This window comes from Brevundimonas halotolerans, assembly GCF_003730275.1.
GTDB classification, from domain to species: Bacteria; Pseudomonadota; Alphaproteobacteria; order Caulobacterales; family Caulobacteraceae; genus Brevundimonas; species Brevundimonas halotolerans.
In genome coordinates this window covers 18,994-40,123 of the sequence record NZ_QTTA01000003.1, presented here as the reverse complement: position 1 = coordinate 40,123, position 21,130 = coordinate 18,994, and the positions used below count along the sequence as shown (strand labels likewise).

The following is a 21,130-nucleotide window of genomic DNA, read 5'->3' as shown; positions in this document are numbered from 1 at the left end:
CGCGTGACCCTGCTCGTTCTGGATACGGCGCAGGGCCTGTGCACCGTCGCTCTCGGGCGCGACGGCCGGGTGATCGCGTCGCGGTCGGAGCCCATGACGCGCGGCCATCAGGAACGGTTGCCGGTCCTGGTCGAGGCTGTGCTGGCCGAGGCCGGTGTTGCTGCGTCGGCGCTCGAGGTCGTCGCCGCCACGCGCGGGCCGGGCTCCTTCACCGGCCTCCGTGTCGGGCTGGCCTTCGCCCAGGGGCTGGCCGCAGCGACCGGCGCCCGCCCGATCGGCCTGTCGTCGCTCGATGCGCTGGCGGTTCAGGCCCATCTGGCTGCCCCCGACGGCCCATCTCCTATTGTGGCTGTGATGGATGCCCGCAGGGGCCAGGTCTATCTGGCGCTCTGGGGGGCCCAGGGCATTTCTGGCGACGGTTCCGTCGCGATTGACTCCTCGCTCGCCCGCGCCTCGATGCAGGCAGCCGGGGCCATGACGATAGAGAACGCGGCCTCCCTTCTGAAAGCATCCAGCCCCAGCACGCAGGTGATCGGCAGCGGTGCACACCTGATCAAACCGGCGTCGTCGGACGCAGGGCAGGTCGAAGGCCCCGATCCTGCGGCCCTGGTGCATCTGGCAACGATCCGAGCGGGTCAAGCCGGCGCCACTGGCCTCGAACCCCTCTATCTTCGCGCGCCCGATGCCACCCCGCCGACGCGTCTGCCGGGCCAGCCCCGACCGGACCGCGCGTGATTCCCGACCCGGCCCATCTGGCGGCCATCCACGCCCGGGCGATCACGCCCGCCTGGACCGAGGCGGCGCTGCGCGACCTGCTGGATCAGCCTGGCGTCTGGGCCGAGGTGGAGTCGGATGGCTTCATCCTCATGCGTCAGGCTGGCGATGAGGCCGAGGTCCTGACCCTTGCCGTCCTGCCCGAGGCCCGGCGGCGCGGACAGGGCCTCGCCCTTATGCAGGGGGCGCTGGCCGCCTGCCGCACCCGGGGGGTGAGCGATGTCTTCCTTGAGGTCGCCGCCGACAATGCCGCGGCCCAAGCGCTCTACCGCGCCGTCGGCATGATTGAGAGCGGCCGTCGGCGCGGCTACTATGCCCGCAGCGACGGTTCCCCGGTGGACGCCCTGATTCTCACTCTCAACTTGGGCGAGGCGCTTCCCTAGAGCCCGCCAAGGCCCTATTCTTTACCCATGGACCGGATCGAGAAACTTTGCGCCGACCGCGGCATGCGGATGACCGAGCAACGGCGCGTGATCGCGCGGGTGCTGTCCGCAGCCGAAGACCATCCCGACGTCGAGGAACTTTACCGCCGGGCCTCGGCCGTCGACCCGCACATCTCGATCGCCACCGTCTATCGCACCGTCCGCCTGTTCGAAGAGGCCGGCGTGGTCGAAAAGCACGACTTCGGCGACGGTCGCAGCCGCTATGAAGAGGCGGGCGACGACCACCACGACCACCTGATCGACACGAAAACGGGCGAGGTGATCGAATTCTACGACGCGGAGATCGAACGTCTCAAGACCGAGATCGCCAAACGCCTCGGCTTTGACCTGATCGGGCACAAGCTGGAACTGTACGGCAAGCCCACCCCCGGCGCCGAACCTTCGGACCGCGAAGGCCTGATCTACAAGCGCCACAGCCAGCGCGACACCGAGCAAGCCTGAGCCGGCCCCCTGCTCCCCGCCTTGCGGGCGCCACGCCCTGCCCTCATAAGCGTGCCATGACCGACACCGAGACCCTGCCCAGGACCGGAGCGGGTGCGCCCAAGCGCCTGTTCATCAAGACCTACGGCTGCCAGATGAATGTCTATGACTCCGAGCGCATGGCCGATGTCCTGCGCCCGCTGGGCTATGCGCCGACCGAAACGGTCGAGGACGCGGACTTCGTCATTCTCAACACCTGCCACATCCGCGAGAAGGCCGCCGAAAAGGTCTATTCCGAGCTGGGCAAGCTGCGGATCCTCAAGGAAGAAAAGTCAGGGGCGATGACCATCGCCGTCGCCGGCTGCGTCGCCCAGGCCGAGGGCGAGGAAATCATGCGCCGCCAGCCCGCCGTCGATCTCGTGGTCGGGCCCCAGGCCTATCACCAGCTGCCCGAACTGCTGACCCGCACTGCCCGGGCGCGCGGCGAGCGGATCGGCGCCGACTTCGCCCCGGTCGACAAGTTCGATGCCCTGCCGAAGGCGCGCGGCATTCAGGGCGTCACTGCCTTCCTGACCGTGCAGGAGGGCTGCGACAAATTCTGTACCTTCTGCGTGGTGCCCTATACCCGCGGCGCCGAATGGTCGCGCCCGGTCGCCGCCATTCTGGACGAAGCCCGGTCGCTGGCCGATCAGGGGGTGCGCGAAATCACCCTGCTGGGCCAGAACGTCAACGCCTATGACGGCGCGGGGCCGGATGGCACGCCGTCGTCGCTCGCCCGACTGGCCTGGGCGCTGGCCGACATCCCGGGGCTGGACCGCATCCGCTATACGACCAGCCACCCCAATGACATGGGCGAGGATTTGATCGCCGCCCACGGCGAGCTGGACGCGCTGATGCCCTATCTGCATCTGCCGGTGCAATCGGGCTCGGATCGCATCCTGCGGCTGATGAACCGCAAGCACGGCCGGGCCAAATATCTGGATCTGGTCGAGCGCCTGCGGACGGTCCGCCCCGACCTGGCCCTGTCCGGCGACTTCATCGTCGGCTTCCCCGGCGAGACCGAGGCGGACTTCGAGGCGACGATGGAGCTGGTGCGCGAGGTCCGATATGCCTCGGCCTTCTCTTTCATGTATTCGCCGCGCCCGGGAACGCCCGCCGCCACCATGGGCGCCCAGGTGCCCGCCGAGGTTTCGCGCGAGCGTCTGCACCGGCTGCAGGCCCTGCTGCTGGAACAACAGGTCGTCTTCAATGCGTCGCAGGCTGGCCGGGTTCTGCCGGTCCTGTTTGAAAAGGCCGGGCGGCATGACGCCCAGGCCATCGGCCGCTCGCCCTATCTGCAGTCGGTCCATGTGGAGGACGCGCGCGACCTGATCGGTCAGATCGTCGAGGTCGAGATCACGGCCGGTCAGCAGAACAGTCTCAAGGGGCGCCTGATCCCCCGCTCGGAACAGGCGGCCTGAATGGCGCGCGGCAGCGAATTCATCACCCTTGAGGACGGTGTCCTGCGTCAGGTGGTCGGGCCCAACAGCCGCCATCTGGCCCGGATGGAGTCCGCCTATGATGTCGACCTGGACGCGCCCGGCGGTGGCATCCGCATCAATGGCTCGCCGCGCGACCGGGCCGATGCGCGGCGCATGATCGAAAGCCTGTCGGCCAAGGTCGAGCAGGGAGTCGAGATTACCGACGATCTGGTGATCGCCATCCTGCGTCAGGACCGGCGGGGTGCGGCGGCCACCGGCGGCGTCCTGGCCTTTGGCCGCAAGGGCGCCATCACCCCCACGGGTCTGGCCCAGAGCCGCTATGTCGACATGATGACCCACTGCCCGCTCAGCTTCGGCGTGGGCCCGGCGGGCACCGGCAAGACCTTTCTGGCGGCGGCCTACGGGGCATCCTTGCTCAGGGCCAAAAGCGTCAGCCGGCTGGTGGTCACCCGACCGGCCGTAGATGCCGGGGAAAAGCTGGGCTTTCTGCCGGGCGACCTGAACGAAAAGGTCGACCCCTATCTGGCCCCGATCTGGGAGGCGCTGAACGAGGTTCTGGGCCCCGAACAGGTGCAGGCCCACCGGGACCGCCGCGAGATCGAGACCGCGCCCATCGCCTTCATGCGCGGCCGGACGCTCAAGAATGCCTTTGTCATCGTCGATGAGGCCCAGAACACCTCGCGCATGCAGATGAAGATGGTGCTGACCCGTCTGGGCGAGAATTCCCGCATGGTGGTGACCGGCGATCCGACCCAGATCGACCTGCTCAATCCGCGCGACTCCGGCCTGTCGCACGCCCTGCGCATCCTCAAGGGGGTCGAGGGTGTCGGCGTCGTCGAATTCGCCGCCGAGGATGTCATCCGCCACCCGCTGGTCGAGCGGATCGTGCGCGCCTATGACGCCGACGGCACGCGCGGCGGCACATGATTGAGATCCAGGTCGAGGATCCGGCCTGGCGGGAGGCCTTGCCGGATGTTGAGGCGGTGGTGATGCGCGCCGCGGCGGCCGCGCTGGGCGAGGCGGCCACTCCGGGTGGAGACCCGCTGGCCACCGTGCTGCTGGAAGGCGATGACGCGGTGCAAGCCCTGAATGCCCGGTTTCGTGACCGCGACGCTCCCACCAATGTGCTGAGCTTTCCCGCCGCTCCGGCACCCGGCGCGCCGGACGACGACCCCTATCTGGGCGATATAATTCTGGCCTTCGGCGTCTGCAGCCGCGAGGCCGCCGATCAGGGAAAGCCGCTCGCCCATCACCTGTCGCATCTGGTCATCCACGGCCTGCTGCACCTTCAGGGCCATGACCATCAGGACGATGGCGAGGCCGAGGTCATGGAGGCGCGCGAGCGCACGCTTCTTGCAGGTCTGGGGATCGATGATCCCTATCGTGCCATTCTGGATCGCGAGCCATGACCGACGCGACCGTTAACCCAACCCTTCGCACGACCGGCCGGATGCGCCTGCTGCGCGCCGGACTTGCCCTTCTGGCAGGCGCCGGTGCGGCCTTTGCCCACCCACCGTTCGGCATTCTGCCGGGGCTTCTCGGCTATGCCCTGATGCTGGTCCTCGCAGACGGATCGCCAAATCGTCGAGCCGCCTTCTGGATGGGCTGGCTGGCGGGCTTTGCCTATTTCCTCGTCGGCTGCTGGTGGGTGGCCGAGGCCTTTCTGGTCAATCCGGCCCAGGCCTGGATGGCGCCGTTCGCCGCAGCCCTGTTGCCCATGGGTATGGGCCTGTTCTGGGGGCTGGCGCTGGCGACCTATCGCAACCTGGAGGTCCAGGGGGTGCGTCGGGTGTTGGCCTTTGCCGCCCTGTTCGCCCTCGTCGAGTGGCTGCGCGGCCATGTGCTGACCGGCTTTCCGTGGAATCCGGCGGGCGCCAGCTGGCAGGCCGGCTCGGCCCCGTCGCAGGTGGCCGCCCTTGTCGGCGTCTATGGCCTCGGCTTCCTGACGGTGGCGGGCTTTGCCGCGCTCGGCCCCTTGATGATGCCCGGGGATCGCAAGGCCCGGGCCGGCAAGGCGGCACTGGGTATCGTCCTGATCCTCGCCCTCCATATCTGGGGCGGGTTCCGGCTGACCGGGGCCCAGGTCGAGATGACCCCGACGGTTATCCGCATCGTTCAGGCCGACGTCGATCAACAGTCGAAATGGACGCCCGACGCCTATCGCTCGATCGTCAACCGCTATGTCAATCTGACCGGACGCCCCGGCGCGCGCGTGCCCGATGTGATCGTCTGGCCCGAGGGCGCCCTACCCAATACCGCTAATGCCGTTCTGGCCCCCGATGCGTGGGAGGCCGCCGCGCTCCGCAATGTCCTGCAGCCTGGCCAAATCCTGCTGATGGGGATGAGCCGCGCCGAGCCCGACGCTTCCACCGAGGTCGGGGCCCGCTTCTACAACAGCCTGCTGGCAGTCCGTCAGAGCGGAGAGGGCGGGCTGGAGGTCACCGGCATCTATGACAAGCACCGGCTGGTGCCGTTCGGCGAATATCTGCCCGCGGGCGCCCTGATGAGCCGTATCGGCGTGCGCAGCCTCGTCCACGTGGCCGCCGATTTCAGCCCCGGGCCGCGTCCGGCCCCGCTGAAGCTGGAGGGCCTGCCCGATCTGCAACCGCTGATCTGCTATGAAAGCCTCTATCCCGGCTTTACCCGGGGGGTCGGCGCGGATCGCCCGCTGTGGATCGCCAATGTGTCGAACGACGCCTGGTTCGGGCGGACTTCGGGGCCGGTCCAGCACCTGAACCTGGCTGCCTATCGTGCCATCGAGACGGGGCTGCCCGTGGTGCGTGCCACGCCGACCGGGATCTCGGCCCTGATCGATCCGTGGGGCCGGGTCGATCCGCGCGCCCGGCTGGACCCGGGCGAAAGCGGCGTGATCGATACCCGCCTGCCCGCCGCCCTGTCTCCGACCCTCTTTGGGCGGATCGGCGACCTCGGCTTCTGGCTGCTGACCCTGGGGGCCTTGCTGATCGCTATCGGTGACCGGTTCGGGTCCCTTGTCCGACGCTTCCGACGCTGACAGACTGTCCGGTATCGGACATAAGCGGGGAAATGGCCTGTGGCGAGTCGAAGCCGCATTTCGGCCCGTATCTGTCTTGATTTTTAGGTGACACAGCCTTTTGACGGGCGCATGACGGCTTTAACCCGCTGCAGCCGGGCGCGGAACAGGACAAGAGACGATGGCGAGAGGCAAGGGCGTCGATGGCCCCCATCCGGTAGACCGGTATGTCGGGCGTCGCGTATGCGAAAAACGTATCAGCCTGGGCTATAACCAGAGCGATCTGGGGCGCGCCCTGGGTCTGACCTTCCAGCAGATCCAGAAATACGAGAAGGGCGTCAACCGCATCTCGGCGTCCAAGCTGTTCGACATCTCGCGCTTCTTCAAGGTCGACGTCGGCTATTTCTTCGACGGGCTGGCCGAAGGCGCTGCCGGTGTGGCCGAGGAAGGTGCCGGGTTCGAGCATGACTTTCCCGCCACCCGCCAGACGATCGAGATCACCCGGCTCGCACCCCGTTTGTCGGCCAAACGTCAGCGCCTGGCTCTGGATTTGATCCGCGAAATGCTGGACACGCCCGACACCGACGATGCGGATTAGCGGCTCTCGCTAGCCTGACGCCGCTGGCCAAAGGTCGGCGCCGCCGCCTTTTCCTTGGCCCAATACGCCGGGCCGTCGTCGGGTTTGAACATGGTGCGCGGCACCCCGTCGGAATCCACCACGGCAAAGGTGTTGGTCGAGGCCTGATAGATCAACATGTCTCCATTGCCCCGGCGCACCGTCTCGGCATCCGCAGGCGGCGTGGTCGTGAAGGCCGTGATCGCCGCCAGATAGGCGTCGGCCGTTGGCGTGCCGAAATCGGCCCCATTCCGCTCGAACAGCCGCTGAATCTTGGCATCGACGGTTTCACGCCGATTGGCCGTCAGCAGCGGCTTGGCCTCGGCGGAGCCGTCCGCGCTCTTGGCGGCCTCCCCGTCAGACCCGCCGTCCGCCGGCTTGGCATCTTCGGACACCGCCGCACGGTCGCGCGTCTCGACCGCCGACGCCCCGTTATCACAGGCCGAAAGACCCAGAGCGGCCACACCGGCCATCATCAGAAATGAACGTGTCAGGCGCATCAAACCCTCCCTCAAGGAACCCGCCGAAAGGAAAGAAGCACAGGTTAACTGTTCTTGCAATGTTCTTGTTCGGTGAGCCTGAATGCGCGGATCGGCCGCTGCTCGACGGGGCGGGGAGGGGCGGCTAAGGAAGGCGCATGGCCCAAAATCCTCCCGCTCGTCCCGCTGTGCGTCGTGTCCTTCTGATCGTCGGGGGCGGTATCGCGGCCTATAAGGCGCTGGAGCTGGTGCGTCTGATGCAAAAGGCCGGGCTGGAGGTTCGCTCGATCCTGACCCGGTCCGGGGCCGAGTTTGTCACCCCCCTGTCGTTGGCGGCCCTGACCGGCAGTGCTGTGCGGCAGGACCTGTTCTCGTCGGAAGATGAGACCACCATGGGACATATCGAGCTGTCGCGCTGGGCCGATCTGATCGTGGTAGCTCCGGCCACGGCGGGCCTGATGGCCAAGGCCGCAACGGGCGCCGCAGACGATCTTGCCTCGACCACACTTCTGGCGACCGACGCTCCGGTGCTGCTGGCCCCGGCCATGAATGTCCGCATGTGGCTACACCCGGCGGTGCAGGCCAATCTGTCGACCTTGCTGGGCTTTACCGAGCCCCGCTATGCGGTGGTCGGCCCGGATGACGGGGAAATGGCCTGCGGCGAATATGGCCCGGGCCGCATGGCCGAGCCTGCAGCCATACTTGATTCCATCCTCTCCCATGACGGCAAGGGCGGGCTGTCGACTCGTCTTCTGGCCGGGCGGCATGCCCTGGTCACTGCGGGCCCAACCTTCGAACCGATCGACCCCGTGCGCGGCCTGACCAATCGCTCCAGTGGCAAACAGGGCTATGCCATCGCCTGGGCGCTCGCCCGGGCGGGAGCGCGGGTGACGCTGGTCTCCGGGCCGGTGGCGCTGGATACGCCCGCCGGCGTCGACCGGGTCTCGGTCGAGACGGCGGAGCAGATGCTGGACGCGGTAGAGCAGGCCCTGCCTGCGGACCTCGCCATTTTGACGGCGGCGGTCTCGGACTGGCGCGTGGCCGGGGCTGCCGACACAAAGATCAAGAAGCAGGCGGGGGAGGGGCCGCCTGCGCTCACGCTGGTCGAGACTCCCGACATCCTCAAGGCTTTGGCGGGCCGCACAAAGGGGCGCCCGGCGCTGGTCATCGGTTTTGCCGCCGAGACCGGCCAGCTGGAGGCCCGGGCCGCCGCCAAGCTGGAGACCAAGGGCTGCGACTGGATCGTCGGCAATGATGTGTCCGAGGGCGTCTTCGGGCGGGACGAGACCCGGGTGATGCTGTTCCGCAAGGGCGAGGCCCCCGACCCCTGGCCCGAGACCACCAAGACCGCTGTGGCCGACCGTCTGGTCCGCGCCGTGGCGGCCCATTTTACGAAAGAGGCTCCATGACCCGCATCGCTCTCGTGCAACTGCCCCACGCCGAGGGCCTGCCCCTGCCCGCATATGAGACCGACGGCGCGGCCGGCATGGATCTGCGCGCGGCCGTGCCCGAGGACCAGCCCATGGTGCTTGAGCCCGGCGCCCGGGCCCTGGTGCCGACGGGTCTGAAGATTGCGGTGCCCGTGGGCTTTGAGGCCCAGGTGCGTCCCCGCTCCGGTCTGGCGCTCAAGGCCGGCATCACCTGCCTGAACAGCCCCGGCACCATCGACAGCGACTATCGCGGTGAGGTCGGGGTGATCCTCGCCAATCTGGGCGGCGAGGCCTTTGTCATCCGGCGCGGCGAGCGCATCGCCCAGATGGTCATCGCCGCCCATGAGCGGGCGGAGTGGTCGGTCGTCGACAGCCTGGATGAGACCGCCCGTGGCACCGGCGGCTTCGGCTCCACCGGCCGCTGAGCCCCTCAGATCGGCGGCGTGGGGGCGGTGACCGCCCGCCGCCGGACCTGCTCGCGCCAGGCGGTATAGAGGCCGCTCGCGACGATCAGGGCGGCGCCCGCCAGCGTCGAGATCGACGGCGCCACCGACAGGGCCAGCCACCCGAACAGCACGGCGCCTGCGATCTGCAGATAGTCAAAGGGCGTCACCGCCGACACGGGGGCCAGCCGCAGCGACTCGGTCATGGCCAGCTGGGCGACACCGCCCGCCATGCCGGCTCCCACCAGAAAGGCAAAGGCCAGCGGCAGATGCAGACTGCCGAACAGCGGCAGCAGCAACGCCCCCACAACCGCGCAGGCGATGAAGAACCAGAAGACAATGGCCGCCACATGCTCGGTCTGGCTCAGGTGGCGCAGGGTCACCGTCACCCCGGCCGAAAAGCCCGCGCCCACCAGCGCAAACGCCACTCCGACGGCGGGCAGGGGGTCCCCGCCCGGTCGCATGACAATCATCACCCCGACAAAGCCGACCACCACCGCCAGCCAGCGATGCCGACCGACCGCCTCCTTCAGGAACAGGAAGGACAGCAGGGTCGCGAACATCGGGGCGGTAAAGCCCAGCGTCGTCGCATCGGCCAGCGGCAACAGCGTCAGGGCCTGGAACAGGCACAGGATGCCGGTCACCCCCAGCCCACACCGCCACAGATGCATCAGCGGCCGCCGCGTGGCGATGGCCTTGAGGCCCGGCCCCATCATCACCCAGGCCAGCACCACCGGCAGGCCGAAGATGGCCCGGTAGAACATCATCTCGGGGGCGGTGACGCCGCTTTCGGCCGCCAGCTTCATCAGGCCGGACATCAGCGAGAAACTGCCCGCCGCCAGGATCCTCAGGATGATCCCGCCCGTGATGCCCTCCAGCCGGATCACGGCGTCTCCTCTCAGGCCTGGCGGAAGCCCAGCACGTCCTGCATGTCATAAAGGCCGGGGCGGCGATTGCGCACCCAGGCGGCAGCGGCCACCGCGCCCTTGGCGAACAGCGACCGGTCGATGGCCGAATGGCTGAGGGTCAGGACCTCATCGTCCGAGGCGAACAGCACGGTGTGCTCGCCAACGATGCCCCCGGCGCGCAGGGCGGCGAAGCCGATCTCGCCCTCGGCGCGCGGCTCACCCACCCCATTGCGCGGCGCGGCCCGGACATCCTCCAGCTCGACATTCCGTCCACTGGCGGCGGCCTCCCCCAGCATCAGGGCCGTACCCGACGGCGCGTCGACCTTCTTGCGGTGGTGCGATTCCAGCACCTCAATGTCCCAGTCGCGCGCATCCAGCCGCTGGGCCGCATGCTCGACCAGACCGATCAATATGTTGACGCCCAGCGAGAAATTGCCGCTCCGGACAATGGCGACCTTCTCGGCCGCCGCCTCGATCCGGGCCTCTTCCTCGGGTGACAGGCCGGTCGATCCGATCACCAGCGCCGGGCCACCCGCCTGGGCGCAGCGCTCGGCCAGTTCGACCGAGGCCTTGGGGGTCGAAAAATCGATCACCACGTCGCACAGCGACAGATCGGGCAGTTCCCCGCGATCAAAGCGGGCGGCGACCACCACATCCTTGCGGGCGTCCAGAACCTGAGAAACCGCCCGTCCCATCCGTCCGCGCGCGCCGGATATCCCGGCGTGGAACAGGGCGTTCACGCGGCGGACTCCCGCGAGGACGAGCCGGGCCCGTCGCCGTCGCCGCCCAGAATATCGGCCCAGAAGCGTTTGGCCTTGCCGGCAAAGCTGGAGTTGCGCGGGTTCTGGTCCTCGCCGAACGACAGGGCCAGCTCCTGCATCAGTTCTTTCTGACGGGGCGTCAGGTCCGACGGTGTCTCGACGAACAGCTCGACCACCAGATCGCCGCGTTGCTTGCCGTTCAGGTGCGGCATACCCTTGCCCTTGATGCGGATAGTCCGGCCGGTCTGGGCGCCTGCGGGCACCTGAACCGGGGCCTTGCAGCGGCCGTCACAGGCCTCGGACACCAGACAGGGGGCGTCGATCGCCCCGCCCAGTGCCGCCACCGTCATCGGCACCGGCACGGTCACCAGCAGGTCCAGATTGTCCCGCTCGAACAGTTCATGGGTTTTGACCGACAGAAAGACATAGAGGTCGCCGCGCGGCCCGCCCCGCAGCCCGGCATCGCCTTCGCCGGTCAGGCGGATGCGCGATCCGTCATCCACCCCGGCCGGCACCTTCAGCGACAGGGTGCGTGAGCGCCGCACCTGGCCCTGACCGCGACAGGTGGCACAGGCCTCGGCCACGCGCTTGCCGGCCCCGCCACAATGCGGACAGGTGCGCTCGACCTGAAAGAAGCCGTTGGCCTGCCGCACGCGGCCCGCACCCTGACAGGTCGAACAGGTGACCGGCTGGGTGCCCGGCTTGGCTCCCGTGCCCTCGCAGGGCTCACAGGCCGTTGTCGTGGGAAAGGAAATCTCGACATCGGTGCCGCGATAGGCGTCTTCCAGCGTGATCTCGAGGTCATAGCGCAGGTCCGAACCCCGACGGGGTCCGCCGCTGCGGGCACCGCGCCCGCCGAACACATCGCCAAAGGCGTCGCCGAACACCTGCTCGAAGATGTCATTGACGTCGGCATAGCCGGCCCCGCCGCGTCCGAACGGACCCTGACCGCCCCCGCCCACGCCCTCATGGCCAAACCGGTCATAGGCGGCGCGTTTCTGCGCATCCGACAGGACGGCATAGGCCTCGGACACTTCCTTGAAGCGGGTCGAGGCCTCCTCGCAGCCGTCGTTGCGGTCCGGGTGGTGCTGCATGGCCAGCTTGCGATAGGCAGCCTTCAGCCCGGCGGCATCGACCGTGCGTTCAACCCCCAGAATCTCGTAATAATCGCGCTGCGCCATCAGGCCGTGATCCTCATTATCCCGTTTCGATCCGGCCGCCCCTCTTCGGCGGAGGCTGGCCGGAAACCGATACCCCGACAGACATGGGTGTCGGGTCGCATGATGCAAGTTTCATGAAACGGCCCCGCCTGTCGCCTGACAAGCGGGGCCGGATGCATTTTGCCTTCCCGAAAGACGGGGGAAGGCGCGGTCGTCAGTCGGCCTTCTTGTCCGCTTCGTCGCCCGAGACTTCCTCGAACTCCGCATCGACCACACCGTCGTCGGCGGGGGCCGCCGCGTCGTCACCTTCGCCCGGCGCACCCTGCTGGGCCGCATACATGGCCTCGCCCAGCTTCATTGAGGCCTGGGCCAGGGCCGTGGTCTTGGCCCGCAGGTCTTCGAGGTCCGAGCCTTCGCGCGCCGCCTTCAGTTCGTCGAGGGCGGTCTGGATGGCCGCCTTGTCAGGCTCGCCGACCTTGTCGCCATGCTCGGCCATGGCCTTCTCGGTCGAGTGGATCAGGCTGTCGGCCGAATTCTGGGCCTCGACCGTTTCCTTGCGCTGCTTGTCGGCCGCGGCATTGGCCTCGGCTTCCTTGACCATCTTGTCGATATCGTCGTCCGACAGGCCGCCGTTGGCCTGAATGCGGATCGACTGTTCCTTGTTGGTCGCCTTGTCCTTGGCCGAGACGTGGACGATGCCGTTGGCGTCGATGTCGAACGTCACCTCGACCTGCGGCATGCCGCGCGGTGCCGGCGGAATCCCCATCAGGTCGAACTGACCCAGGATCTTGTTGTCCGACGCCATCGGCCGCTCGCCCTGGAAGACCCGGATGGTCACGGCCGACTGGTTGTCCTCGGCGGTCGAGAAGGTCTGGCTCTTCTTGGTCGGGATGGTGGTGTTGCGCTCGATCAGCGGAGTGAACACACCGCCCAGCGTCTCGATGCCCAGCGTCAGCGGGGTCACGTCCAGCAGCAGCACGTCCTTGACGTCGCCTTGCAGCACGCCCGCCTGAACGGCGGCGCCCAGCGCCACGACCTCATCGGGGTTGACCCCCTTGTGCGGCTCCTTGCCGAAGAATTTCTTCACGGCTTCCTGAACCATCGGCATGCGGGTCATGCCGCCGACCAGCACCACTTCGTCGATATCCGAGGCCTTCAGCCCGGCATCCTTCAGCGCCTTTTCACAGGGCGCGATGGTGCGCTGGACCAGATCCTCGACCAGCGCCTCCAGCTTGGAGCGCGACAGCTTGATGTTCAGGTGCAGCGGGCCCGAGGCGTTCATGGTGATGAACGGCAGATTGACCTCATACTGGGTGGTCGAGGACAGCTCCTTCTTGGCCTTCTCGGCCTCTTCCTTCAGGCGCTGCAGGGCCAGCTTGTCCTGGCGCAGGTCAACGCCCTGATCCTTCTTGAACTCATCGGCCAGATAATCGACCAGACGCAGGTCAAAGTCCTCACCGCCGAGGAAGGTGTCCCCATTGGTCGACTTCACCTCAAAGACGCCGTCGCCGATCTCAAGGATCGAAACGTCAAAGGTGCCGCCGCCCAGGTCATAGACGGCGATCTTCTGGCCGTCGTTCTTTTCCAGGCCATAGGCCAGCGCGGCCGCCGTCGGCTCATTGATGATGCGCAGGACTTCAAGCCCGGCGATCTTGCCGGCATCCTTGGTCGCCTGACGCTGACTGTCGTTGAAATAGGCCGGAACGGTGATGACCGCCTTTTCGACCTTCTCGCCCAGATAGGCCTCGGCGGCCTCCTTCATCTTCTGAAGGGTGTAGGCCGAGATTTGCTGGGGCGAATAATCCTTGCCCTGGGCGCGCACCCAGGCGTCGCCGGTCGGGCCCTTGACGATCTCATAGGGGACCATCTTCTTGTCTTTGGCCACGACGGGGTCGTCGAAATTCCGGCCGATCAGGCGTTTGATGGCGAACAGGGTGTTGGCCGGATTGGTCACCGCCTGACGACGCGCGGGCTGGCCCACCAGCACTTCGCCGCCATCCTGGATCGCCACCACCGACGGGGTGGTGCGGTTGCCCTCAGCGTTCTCGATAACCTTCGGGGTCTTGCCGTCCATGACGGCTACGCACGAATTGGTCGTACCGAGGTCAATGCCGATGATCTTGCTCATGGACTCTACGTCTTGCTCCTGTTCGGCGGATGGCTCCGGGCCTCGTCCGAGCGCCCCTGTCAGCCACCCCCGTGGGGGTTGGTGTTTGGTTCGGGCAAATCCCCAGAGAGACAAGGGGCTTTGCACGGCTGATGCCGATATGGGAAGCGCAGGGGCACCCGCAAGCCCTTTCGTGCATACGGGCCTGCTGTGATCGGGGCGCAGACCGCCTGACTGCCTCACGAAAGACGATAATCAGGCTCCGTCAGGTGTCACAGCCTCGGCTGGACGCCAGTATGGGGGTCACCTAAACCAGTTGCACCGCCCGGAAACCGCGCTTTCCGGATTTCATTCGCTGCAGAGACGACGCCCTTATGTCCAAGTTTTCCGGCCTGCGGCTCTGCGGCATTGCCAGCGCCACCGGCGTTCTGGCCCTTTCGGCCTGCCTGCTGGCGGCGCCTGAACCCGGCTGGGCCCAGTCGGCGGACCAGTCGCGCGGGACAACGCGCGGCGCCCAGTCTTCCAATGACGGCCAGAACCGTCGCGTGCGGGTCCATAACCAGACCGGCTGGACCATCGTCAGCCTCTATGCCGCTGATCCCGCCCGGACCGACTGGCGCGGCGATCTTCTGACGCCCGAGGTGCTGGCGACGGGTGACAGTGCGGTCATCGACGTCGACAACGGCTCCGGCGCCTGCGTCTATGTGGTGCGCGCCGAGTTTTCGAACGGCGAGCGCCTGGAACGGGTCGGCGTCAATGTCTGCCGCATCGCCGACTATTATTTCACCCGCTGACCCGCGGAGCTGAGGCGATCGTGACTGGACGTCCCGGGGCGCAGGGCGCAGGCTCACCCCCTGACCTTGAGGAGACCGCCCCATGCGACTGACCCGTCCCGAAGGCCCGATCGACGAGGATTTCCGTTTCAGCCGCAGGGCGTTGGCCACAGGGGGCCTGACCGGCCTGATGTTTGCGGGATACGCCCCGGCGGCGCTGGCCCAGGACGCCGCCCCCATCGTCACCGACAGCGAAGGCCTGGTCACCGAGACCGTCACCTATCCCGCCCCGGACGGCTTTGATCTGCCCGCATATGTCGCGCGTCCCGAGGGCGAGGGGCCCTTTCCCGTGGTGATCGTCGCCTCCGAGATCTTCGGCGTCCACGACTATATCCGCGACATCTGCCGCCGTCTGGCCAAGGCCGGCTATGCGGCCATGGCCCCGGCCTTCTTCGTCCGGGTCGATGATCCGGCACCGCTGACCGACTTCGGTCGCATCCAGGAAATTGTCGGTCAGGCCGGCTATGAGCAGGTGATGGGCGACATCTCCTCCGGCATGGAATGGCTGTCGCGCCAGCTGTGGGCCCGGGCGGACAAGGTCGGCATCACCGGCTTCTGCTGGGGCGGCAAGGTCGTCTGGCAGGCCTGCGCCCGCTTTGCCGTGATCGACGCCGGGGTCGCCTGGTACGGACGGCTGGCGCCCGCCGCCGATGCCACGCCCGAACAGATCGCCGCCGGTCAGCCCTGGCCGGTCGATCTGGCGGCCGACCTCAAGGCCCCGGTGCTGGGCCTCTATGGCGAGATGGATCGGGGCATCCCGCTGTCCAGTGTCGAGCTCATGCGTCAGGCCCTGCAGCGCGCCGGGCGCACCGACAGCGGCATCGACGTCTATGACGGTGCCCAGCACGGCTTCCACGCCGACTACCGCGCCAGCTACAAGGCCGATGCCGCCGCCGACGGCTGGGACAAGCTGCTGGCCCTGTTCGACGCGCGCCTCAAGACCTGAGGGTCAGGCCCCCAAATCATCAGGCTTTCGAGTCGTGGGCCCCGCCCGTGGCCGAGGCTGCCGCCTCATAGGCATGGGCCGCCTCTGACGCCGAGGTTCCGGGTGCGGGGCCGGACCCCTTGGCGGCGACGACTACCATGGCCGGGCGCACCGTGCGCCCGAACAGGGCATAGCCCGCCTGCAGCGTCTGGATCACAGACCCGCCGGGCACTGTCTCTGACGGCTGCTCCATCATCGCCTGATGCAGGTGCGGATCGAATGCTTCACCCGCCTCGGGCGCCACGCGCACCAGATTGTTGCTGGCAAAGGCCGACAGCAGCGACTTCTGCGTCAGCTCCAGCCCGGTCACCAACCCGGCCTCGGCCCCCTCGGCATTCTTGGGTGCCGCCTGCAGGGCCCGCTCCAGATTGTCGGCCACGCCCAGCAGGTCGCGGGCAAAGCGCTGGATGGCATAGGCGCGGGCGTCATTGTTCTGGGTCTCGGCCCGGCGCTTGATGTTCTCGACCTCGGCCACGGCGCGCAGCGCCCGGTCCTTCCATTGGTCCCGCTCGTCGAGGATGGCGTCGAGGTTGTCCATGCCCACACCTGTATGGGCAGGATCGGAATTCAGGCCCGCTTCGGCGTCGGCTTCATCGGCCGGATCCATGCCGTTCAGGTCATCGAAATCAGGGTCGTGCGGTGTGTCGTTCAAGGCTCTTGTCCGTCAAACAGTCGGCTCAGTACGCGGGCGGTGTAGTCCACCAACGGAATGATCCTGGCATAGTTCAAACGCGTGGGGCCGATCACGCCGACCGCGCCCAGCACCCGTTGTCGCCCCGTCATATAGGGCGCGGCGATCACAGAGGAACCCGAAAGTGAAAACAGTCGTGTCTCGGCGCCGATAAAAATGCGCACCCCCTGGGCCTCGGACACCCCGTCCAGCAGGCCGATCAGCTGTTCCTTCTGCTCCAGATCATCGAACAGCACCCGCACCCGGTCCAGATCCTCCAGCGCCTCGCGGTCCTGCAACAGATTGGCCCGCCCCCGCACGATCAGCGACCGCGGCCCCGCCGCCCCGGACCAGGCCGCCATGCCGTCCTCGACCAGCCGGGCGGCCGCCGCATCCAGCGCCTGACGCGCCGAATTCAGCTCCTGGCTCATCTCGCCCCGGGCCTCGGTCAGCGAGCGACCCTTCAGCCGGGCATTCAGAAAGTTCGAGGCCTCCTGCAGGGTCGAGGGGGTCATGCCGGGCCCCATGGGCATCAGCCGGTTCTCCACCTGCCCGTCCTCGGCCACCAGAATGGCCAGGGCCTGATCATGGCCCAGCGCCACGAACTCGACGTGCTTGATTCCGGTATCCCGGACCGGGCTGGCGACAATGCCGGCCCCGCCCGCCAGTCCCGACAGCAGGGACGACGCCTCGTTCAGCGCCTGATCGAAATCCACGCGCCCCCCCGGCCGCGCCAGCCCCGCCAGCCGCGCATCGATCTCGCGCCGTTCCTCGGTGCCGACGTCGCCGATCTCCAGCAAACCGTCGACGAACAGCCGCAGCCCGGCATGGGTCGGCACCCGCCCGGACGAGGTGTGCGGCGACGCCAGCAAACCCGCCAGCGTCAGGTCCTGCATGGTGTTGCGGATCGAGGCCGGCGACAGGGCGATGGTCCCGCGCGACAGGGTCCGCGACCCGACCGGCTCTCCCGTCTCCAGATAGGTCTCGACGATGCTGCGGAAGATGTCGCGCGCCCGGGCGTCCAGCGTGGTCAGCGAGGGCGAGGGATGAAACGGCATGGAGCTCATGCGCAGCCTCGTCCGGCATCTGCGGGGGCCGGGTCTTCTGGCATCTGGGAGCGGGACAGGGTCACGCTTTCAGGATAAGCACGCCCGCGACCCCTTCCAATACGCAAAAGAGACATCATGCGCCCTTCCGACCGTTCGCCCGACCAGCTTCGCCCCGTGACGCTCGAAACCGGCGTCAACCGCTATGCCGAGGGGTCGTGTCTGGTGTCGTTCGGCCAGACCAAGGTGCTGGTCACCGCCTCGGTCGAGGAGCACCTGCCGCCCTGGCTGCGCGGCAAGGGTCAGGGCTGGGTGACGGCCGAATACGGCATGCTGCCCCGCGCCACCCATACCCGGGGCCGGCGCGAGGCCGCCTCGGGCAAACAGTCGGGCCGGACACAGGAAATCCAGCGCCTGATCGGCCGCAGCCTGCGCGCCGTCGTTGACCTCAAGGCGCTGGGCGAGCGTCAGGTCACCCTCGACTGCGACGTCATCCAGGCCGACGGCGGCACCCGCACGGCGGCCATCACCGGCGCCTGGGTCGCTCTGGCCTCGGCGCTCGACTATCTGCGCGAGGAAGGGGTGCTCAAGACTGACCCCCTGACCGATCAGGTGGCGGCCATCTCGTGCGGCGTGTTCAAGGACACCCCGGTTCTGGACCTTGATTACGAAGAAGATTCCAGCGCCGAGGCCGATTCCAACTTCGTCCTGACCGGATCGGGCAGCATCGTCGAAATTCAGGCCACCGGCGAAAAGCGGGGCTTCAGCCGCGCGGAGTTTGATCGTCTGTTCGCCCTGGCGCACGGGGGCTGCGAGACGCTCTTTGCCCTGCAGCGTCAGGCGATCGGCCGCTGAGCCGCCCCAGATCCGAGACGTCGCGCACGCTGGCCCGCACCGGCGTGATGGGCCGCTGACCGGGTGACGGATCGGGCAGGCGCGCCCGGTCCAGCACCGCCTCCAGCGTGGCCGCCAGCCGGTCCAGCTTCGCCCGCCGGGTCGGCTTTCGACCGGCCGCATCGGTGACGTAAAAGGCATCGACCGCCCGCTCGCCGAAATTGGCGATGTGGGCGGATCGCAAGGACAGCCCCTCGGCGGCGATGGCGGTCGCCAGTTCGGCCAGCAGGCCCGGCCGGTCGGCGCCCGAGACCTCGATGACGACCGCCTGGCTGGCGGCGGTGGTGTCGATCATGACCACGGGCCGGACGTCAAAGGCCGCGCGGCGGGCGCTGACGGCGGTCATCACCGTCTCCTCCTCCGGTATATCGGGGGTGCCTTCGGGCACGGCCCGGGCGGCGGCTTCAAGCGAGCGGATCAACCGCTCCAGCCGGCGCGGTTCCGCCTGGCCATAGGGCAGGCCCGCGCCGTCCTGCACCTCGAACACATCCAGCGCCAGACCCTCGGGCGCCGTCACCACCCGCGCCCCGACGATGTCGGCGCCTGTCCGCGACAGGGCCTGGGCAAGCGCGGCAAACAGGCCGGGACGGTCGGCGGCGGCCACCGCCACCCGGGTTGTCGCCCGCCCCACCGCCCGGGGATGGCGTTCCGCTGCCGGATCGGCGGCCCAGTCGACCAGCACATCGGCGGCGGCGCCGGTCTCGCGCGCCCGGGCGACCAGCTCTGGATAGGCCGCCAGCGGATCCGGCTCGTCGACCGTCTCGCCCTTGAACACCGCCAGCACCCGGCGATGCAGGTCCCGCAGCAGCTGACCCTTCCAATTGTTCCACACGCCCGGCCCGACCGCGCGGATATCGGCGGCCGTCAGCACCAGCAGCATACGCAGTCGCTCGGGGTCGCCGACCAGATCGGCGCAGGCCTGAACCGTGTCGGGATCGGTCACATCGCGCTTCTGGGCATAGTCGGACAGGGCCAGGTGGTGCCGCACCAGCCAGGTGACCAGCTCGATGCGCCGACTGTCGACGCCCAGCCGCTCGCACGCCCGCCGCGCCGCGATCGCCCCGTCCTCCAGCTGGCCCCGGTCGCCGCCCTTGCCCACATCGTGCAGCAGCATGGCCAGCATCAGCACCTCCGGATCGGCAATCCGGTGGATGATCTCGGACGCCAGCGGGTGGTCGTCCTTCAGCTTGCCGCGCTTGATGTCGTTGATGATGCCGACGGCCTGCAGGGTGTGCTCATCGACCGTATAGGCGTGATACATGTTGAACTGGGTCTGGCCGACGATCCGGCCCCATTCCGGCAGAAACCGCCCCAGCAGCCCCGTCTCGTTCATGATGCTGAGCACCCGGTAAGGCCGCTGCCCGTGCGCCAGAACCGTCAGAAAGGCGCGGCTGGCCTCGGGATCGCGGCGCAGGCGCGGCGTGACGCGGGGCAGCGACCGGGTCACGGCGGCAAAGGCGTCGGGATGCAGGTCCAGATCCAGCCGGTCGGCCTCGACGAACAGGGTCAGCAGCCGGGTCGGGTCCTCGTCGAACACCTCGGGCCCGGTGACGCTCAGCCGGCCCTTGTCGACCAGAAAGCCGGGCGTCTCCAGCGGCTTGCTGCGGCCGGGCCACAGGGCCGACAGGCCGCGCACCAGACCGCCGGCCTTCTTCTGCTGGCGGGCCTCCAGCTGGGCGCTCATGGCCCGGGTCAGGGCTCCGACATCGCGGGCGACGAGGAAGTATCGCCGCATGAAGCGCTCGACCGCCGGCTCATCGCCGCGCCCGCGCCAGCCCATGCGTCGGGCCACCTCGGGCTGCAGGTCGAACGTCAGGGCCTCGACCGGCCGGTCGGCGATCCGGTGCATGTGAATGCGCACCTGCCACAGGAAATCAAAGGCCTCGGCAAACAGCCGCCGCTCTCGCCGGGTCAGCAGGTCCTCCAGCGCGGCCTCGCCCAGCGGACTGTCGGGCGCCAGCCCCCGGGCGATCCAGAACAGGCAGTTGAGGTCGCGCAGTCCCCCCTTGCCGTCCTTGACGTTGGGCTCGACGCGATAGCGCACCGCCCCGACCTTCTGGTGCCGCGCCTCCCGCTCGGCCAGTTTGGCGGCGATGAAGGGGCGGGCATCGGCCTTCTCCACCTGCTGGCGAAACCGGATCAGAAAGGTTTCGGTCAGATCCGCATCACCCGCCAGAGGGCGCGCTTCCAGCAGGGCGGTGCGCACCGTCATGTCCGACTTGCCGACCGACAGGGCCTCGTCCATCGACCGCGAGGTGCTGCCGATCTTCAGCCCCAGATCCCACAGGACGTAGAGCACGAACTCGGTCACCTGCTCGGTGCGCGAGGTCGATTTCCACGGCCGCAGAAACATCAGGTCGAGGTCCGAGTGCGGCGCCAGAACGCCCCGGCCATAGCCCCCGACGGCCAGCAGGGCGAGGCGCTCGGCATCGGTGGGGTTGGGGGCGGGAAACAGGTGTTCGGTGGTCACCCACCACAGGCTCTGAACCATGCGATCGGCGGCCCGGGCATACAGGCGAGCCACCTCGACCCCGCCCGCGCCCTGCACCAGACGTTGGGCGGCTTTCGACCGTCCGTTCGACAGGATTTCGGCCAGAATCGGGGCCAGCGCCGCCCGGGGCCGGTCGGTGGCGGCAGCAGCCTCGAGGGCAGTGATCACCTCGGGATCCAGGTCGGGCGCCATCCCGA

At 68.1% G+C, this 21,130-nt stretch carries 21 protein-coding genes; 13 read left to right on the top strand and 8 right to left on the bottom strand.

Annotated elements, in window-relative coordinates; all coding sequences use genetic code 11:
• Positions 1 to 3 precede the first annotated feature (3 nt).
• From tsaB to EG854_RS01110, 8 genes are all read left to right on the top strand, one after another.
• Positions 4 to 735: a tRNA (adenosine(37)-N6)-threonylcarbamoyltransferase complex dimerization subunit type 1 TsaB gene (tsaB, locus tag EG854_RS01145; RefSeq protein WP_123285902.1), complete on the top strand. Its 732-nt coding sequence runs from the start codon at positions 4 to 6 to the stop codon at positions 733 to 735.
• Positions 732 to 1,157: a GNAT family N-acetyltransferase gene (locus tag EG854_RS01140; RefSeq protein ID WP_123285901.1), complete on the top strand. Its 426-nt coding sequence runs from the start codon at positions 732 to 734 to the stop codon at positions 1,155 to 1,157. Before tsaB ends, EG854_RS01140 begins: the two co-directional genes overlap by 4 nt.
• A gap of 27 nt (positions 1,158 to 1,184) precedes the next feature.
• Positions 1,185 to 1,658 (top strand): Fur family transcriptional regulator, encoded by a 474-nt coding sequence (locus tag EG854_RS01135; protein WP_123285900.1) that lies wholly within the window; start codon positions 1,185 to 1,187, stop codon positions 1,656 to 1,658.
• Positions 1,659 to 1,714: 56 nt separating this feature from the next.
• Entirely contained in the window at positions 1,715 to 3,097 is a 1,383-nt protein-coding gene (gene miaB / locus EG854_RS01130) for a tRNA (N6-isopentenyl adenosine(37)-C2)-methylthiotransferase MiaB (RefSeq protein ID WP_123285899.1), read from the top strand.
• The gene (locus EG854_RS01125) at positions 3,098 to 4,045 is read left to right on the top strand and encodes a PhoH family protein (protein ID WP_123285898.1); all 948 of its coding nucleotides are present in this window, start codon (positions 3,098 to 3,100) and stop codon (positions 4,043 to 4,045) included. It abuts the gene before it with no gap.
• Entirely contained in the window at positions 4,042 to 4,527 is a 486-nt protein-coding gene (gene ybeY / locus EG854_RS01120; RefSeq protein ID WP_123285897.1) for an rRNA maturation RNase YbeY, read from the top strand. The genes EG854_RS01125 and ybeY overlap by 4 nt, the downstream gene beginning before the upstream one ends.
• Positions 4,524 to 6,131 (top strand): apolipoprotein N-acyltransferase, encoded by a 1,608-nt coding sequence (gene lnt, locus EG854_RS01115; protein WP_123285896.1) that lies wholly within the window; start codon positions 4,524 to 4,526, stop codon positions 6,129 to 6,131. Before ybeY ends, lnt begins: the two co-directional genes overlap by 4 nt.
• 160 nt (positions 6,132 to 6,291) lie before the next feature.
• Positions 6,292 to 6,708 (top strand): helix-turn-helix domain-containing protein, encoded by a 417-nt coding sequence (locus tag EG854_RS01110; RefSeq protein ID WP_123285895.1) that lies wholly within the window; start codon positions 6,292 to 6,294, stop codon positions 6,706 to 6,708.
• Here EG854_RS01110 and EG854_RS01105 read toward each other — a convergent pair.
• Complete coding sequence (locus EG854_RS01105; RefSeq protein WP_241153072.1) at positions 6,705 to 7,226, bottom strand: S-type pyocin family protein; 522 nt, start codon at positions 7,224 to 7,226, stop codon at positions 6,705 to 6,707. The genes EG854_RS01110 and EG854_RS01105 overlap by 4 nt on opposite strands.
• A 137-nt stretch (positions 7,227 to 7,363) precedes the next feature.
• Between EG854_RS01105 and coaBC the strand changes: the two genes are divergently transcribed.
• Positions 7,364 to 8,614, top strand: a complete 1,251-nt coding sequence (coaBC, locus tag EG854_RS01100) for a bifunctional phosphopantothenoylcysteine decarboxylase/phosphopantothenate--cysteine ligase CoaBC (RefSeq protein ID WP_123285894.1) — start codon at positions 7,364 to 7,366, stop codon at positions 8,612 to 8,614.
• Entirely contained in the window at positions 8,611 to 9,060 is a 450-nt protein-coding gene (dut, locus tag EG854_RS01095; RefSeq protein ID WP_123285893.1) for a dUTP diphosphatase, read from the top strand. Before coaBC ends, dut begins: the two co-directional genes overlap by 4 nt.
• A 5-nt stretch (positions 9,061 to 9,065) precedes the next feature.
• Here the strand turns inward: dut and EG854_RS01090 are convergent, their stop codons facing one another.
• The 4 genes from EG854_RS01090 to dnaK form a co-directional block, all read right to left on the bottom strand.
• Positions 9,066 to 9,965, bottom strand: coding sequence for a DMT family transporter (locus EG854_RS01090; RefSeq protein WP_241153071.1), 900 nt, complete (start codon positions 9,963 to 9,965; stop codon positions 9,066 to 9,068).
• A gap of 11 nt (positions 9,966 to 9,976) precedes the next feature.
• Entirely contained in the window at positions 9,977 to 10,726 is a 750-nt protein-coding gene (gene dapB, locus EG854_RS01085) for a 4-hydroxy-tetrahydrodipicolinate reductase (protein WP_123285892.1), read from the bottom strand.
• Positions 10,723 to 11,928, bottom strand: a complete 1,206-nt coding sequence (gene dnaJ / locus EG854_RS01080; RefSeq protein WP_123285891.1) for a molecular chaperone DnaJ — start codon at positions 11,926 to 11,928, stop codon at positions 10,723 to 10,725. Before dnaJ ends, dapB begins: the two co-directional genes overlap by 4 nt.
• Positions 11,929 to 12,121: 193 nt before the next feature.
• On the bottom strand, positions 12,122 to 14,035 hold the full coding sequence (gene dnaK, locus EG854_RS01075) for a molecular chaperone DnaK (protein ID WP_123285890.1): 1,914 nt from the start codon (positions 14,033 to 14,035) through the stop codon (positions 12,122 to 12,124).
• A 353-nt stretch (positions 14,036 to 14,388) separates the two neighbouring features.
• Here dnaK and EG854_RS01070 point away from each other — a divergent pair, with 353 nt between their 5' ends.
• Positions 14,389 to 14,808, top strand: a complete 420-nt coding sequence (locus EG854_RS01070; RefSeq protein WP_123285889.1) for a hypothetical protein — start codon at positions 14,389 to 14,391, stop codon at positions 14,806 to 14,808.
• A gap of 82 nt (positions 14,809 to 14,890) precedes the next feature.
• Positions 14,891 to 15,793, top strand: coding sequence for a dienelactone hydrolase family protein (locus EG854_RS01065; RefSeq protein WP_123285888.1), 903 nt, complete (start codon positions 14,891 to 14,893; stop codon positions 15,791 to 15,793).
• Positions 15,794 to 15,812: 19 nt separating this feature from the next.
• On the opposite strand, the gene grpE is transcribed toward EG854_RS01065, so the two are convergent.
• Both grpE and hrcA read right to left on the bottom strand, forming a co-directional pair.
• On the bottom strand, positions 15,813 to 16,484 hold the full coding sequence (gene grpE, locus EG854_RS01060) for a nucleotide exchange factor GrpE (protein ID WP_164461756.1): 672 nt from the start codon (positions 16,482 to 16,484) through the stop codon (positions 15,813 to 15,815).
• Positions 16,481 to 17,560 carry a heat-inducible transcriptional repressor HrcA gene (gene hrcA, locus EG854_RS01055; RefSeq protein WP_414631002.1) on the bottom strand — a complete coding sequence of 360 codons (1,080 nt, stop codon included), beginning with the start codon at positions 17,558 to 17,560 and terminating at the stop codon, positions 16,481 to 16,483. Before hrcA ends, grpE begins: the two co-directional genes overlap by 4 nt.
• A gap of 126 nt (positions 17,561 to 17,686) precedes the next feature.
• On the opposite strand from hrcA, the gene rph reads away from it, so the two are divergent.
• The gene (gene rph / locus EG854_RS01050) at positions 17,687 to 18,403 is read left to right on the top strand and encodes a ribonuclease PH (protein WP_123285886.1); all 717 of its coding nucleotides are present in this window, start codon (positions 17,687 to 17,689) and stop codon (positions 18,401 to 18,403) included.
• On the opposite strand, the gene glnD is transcribed toward rph, so the two are convergent.
• Positions 18,312 to 21,125, bottom strand: coding sequence for a [protein-PII] uridylyltransferase (gene glnD, locus EG854_RS01045; protein ID WP_123285885.1), 2,814 nt, complete (start codon positions 21,123 to 21,125; stop codon positions 18,312 to 18,314). The genes rph and glnD overlap by 92 nt on opposite strands.
• Positions 21,126 to 21,130 lie beyond the last annotated feature (5 nt).

What these genes read in the sequence shown, in the direction of transcription:
- EG854_RS01065 (WP_123285888.1), top strand. Translation starts at nt 14,891, where the DNA reads ATGCGACTGACCCGTCCCGAAGGCCCGATCGACGAGGATTTCCGTTTC.
- dnaJ (WP_123285891.1), bottom strand. Translation starts at nt 11,928, where the DNA reads ATGGCGCAGCGCGATTATTACGAGATTCTGGGGGTTGAACGCACGGTC.
- dut (WP_123285893.1), top strand. Translation starts at nt 8,611, where the DNA reads ATGACCCGCATCGCTCTCGTGCAACTGCCCCACGCCGAGGGCCTGCCC.
- glnD (WP_123285885.1), bottom strand. Translation starts at nt 21,125, where the DNA reads ATGGCGCCCGACCTGGATCCCGAGGTGATCACTGCCCTCGAGGCTGCT.
- EG854_RS01125 (WP_123285898.1), top strand. Translation starts at nt 3,098, where the DNA reads ATGGCGCGCGGCAGCGAATTCATCACCCTTGAGGACGGTGTCCTGCGT.
- miaB (WP_123285899.1), top strand. Translation starts at nt 1,715, where the DNA reads ATGACCGACACCGAGACCCTGCCCAGGACCGGAGCGGGTGCGCCCAAG.
- rph (WP_123285886.1), top strand. Translation starts at nt 17,687, where the DNA reads ATGCGCCCTTCCGACCGTTCGCCCGACCAGCTTCGCCCCGTGACGCTC.
- EG854_RS01110 (WP_123285895.1), top strand. Translation starts at nt 6,292, where the DNA reads ATGGCGAGAGGCAAGGGCGTCGATGGCCCCCATCCGGTAGACCGGTAT.
- dnaK (WP_123285890.1), bottom strand. Translation starts at nt 14,035, where the DNA reads ATGAGCAAGATCATCGGCATTGACCTCGGTACGACCAATTCGTGCGTA.
- coaBC (WP_123285894.1), top strand. Translation starts at nt 7,364, where the DNA reads ATGGCCCAAAATCCTCCCGCTCGTCCCGCTGTGCGTCGTGTCCTTCTG.
- lnt (WP_123285896.1), top strand. Translation starts at nt 4,524, where the DNA reads ATGACCGACGCGACCGTTAACCCAACCCTTCGCACGACCGGCCGGATG.
- hrcA (WP_414631002.1), bottom strand. Translation starts at nt 17,560, where the DNA reads ATGCCGTTTCATCCCTCGCCCTCGCTGACCACGCTGGACGCCCGGGCG.
- ybeY (WP_123285897.1), top strand. Translation starts at nt 4,042, where the DNA reads ATGATTGAGATCCAGGTCGAGGATCCGGCCTGGCGGGAGGCCTTGCCG.
- EG854_RS01070 (WP_123285889.1), top strand. Translation starts at nt 14,389, where the DNA reads ATGTCCAAGTTTTCCGGCCTGCGGCTCTGCGGCATTGCCAGCGCCACC.
- EG854_RS01135 (WP_123285900.1), top strand. Translation starts at nt 1,185, where the DNA reads ATGGACCGGATCGAGAAACTTTGCGCCGACCGCGGCATGCGGATGACC.
- EG854_RS01105 (WP_241153072.1), bottom strand. Translation starts at nt 7,226, where the DNA reads ATGCGCCTGACACGTTCATTTCTGATGATGGCCGGTGTGGCCGCTCTG.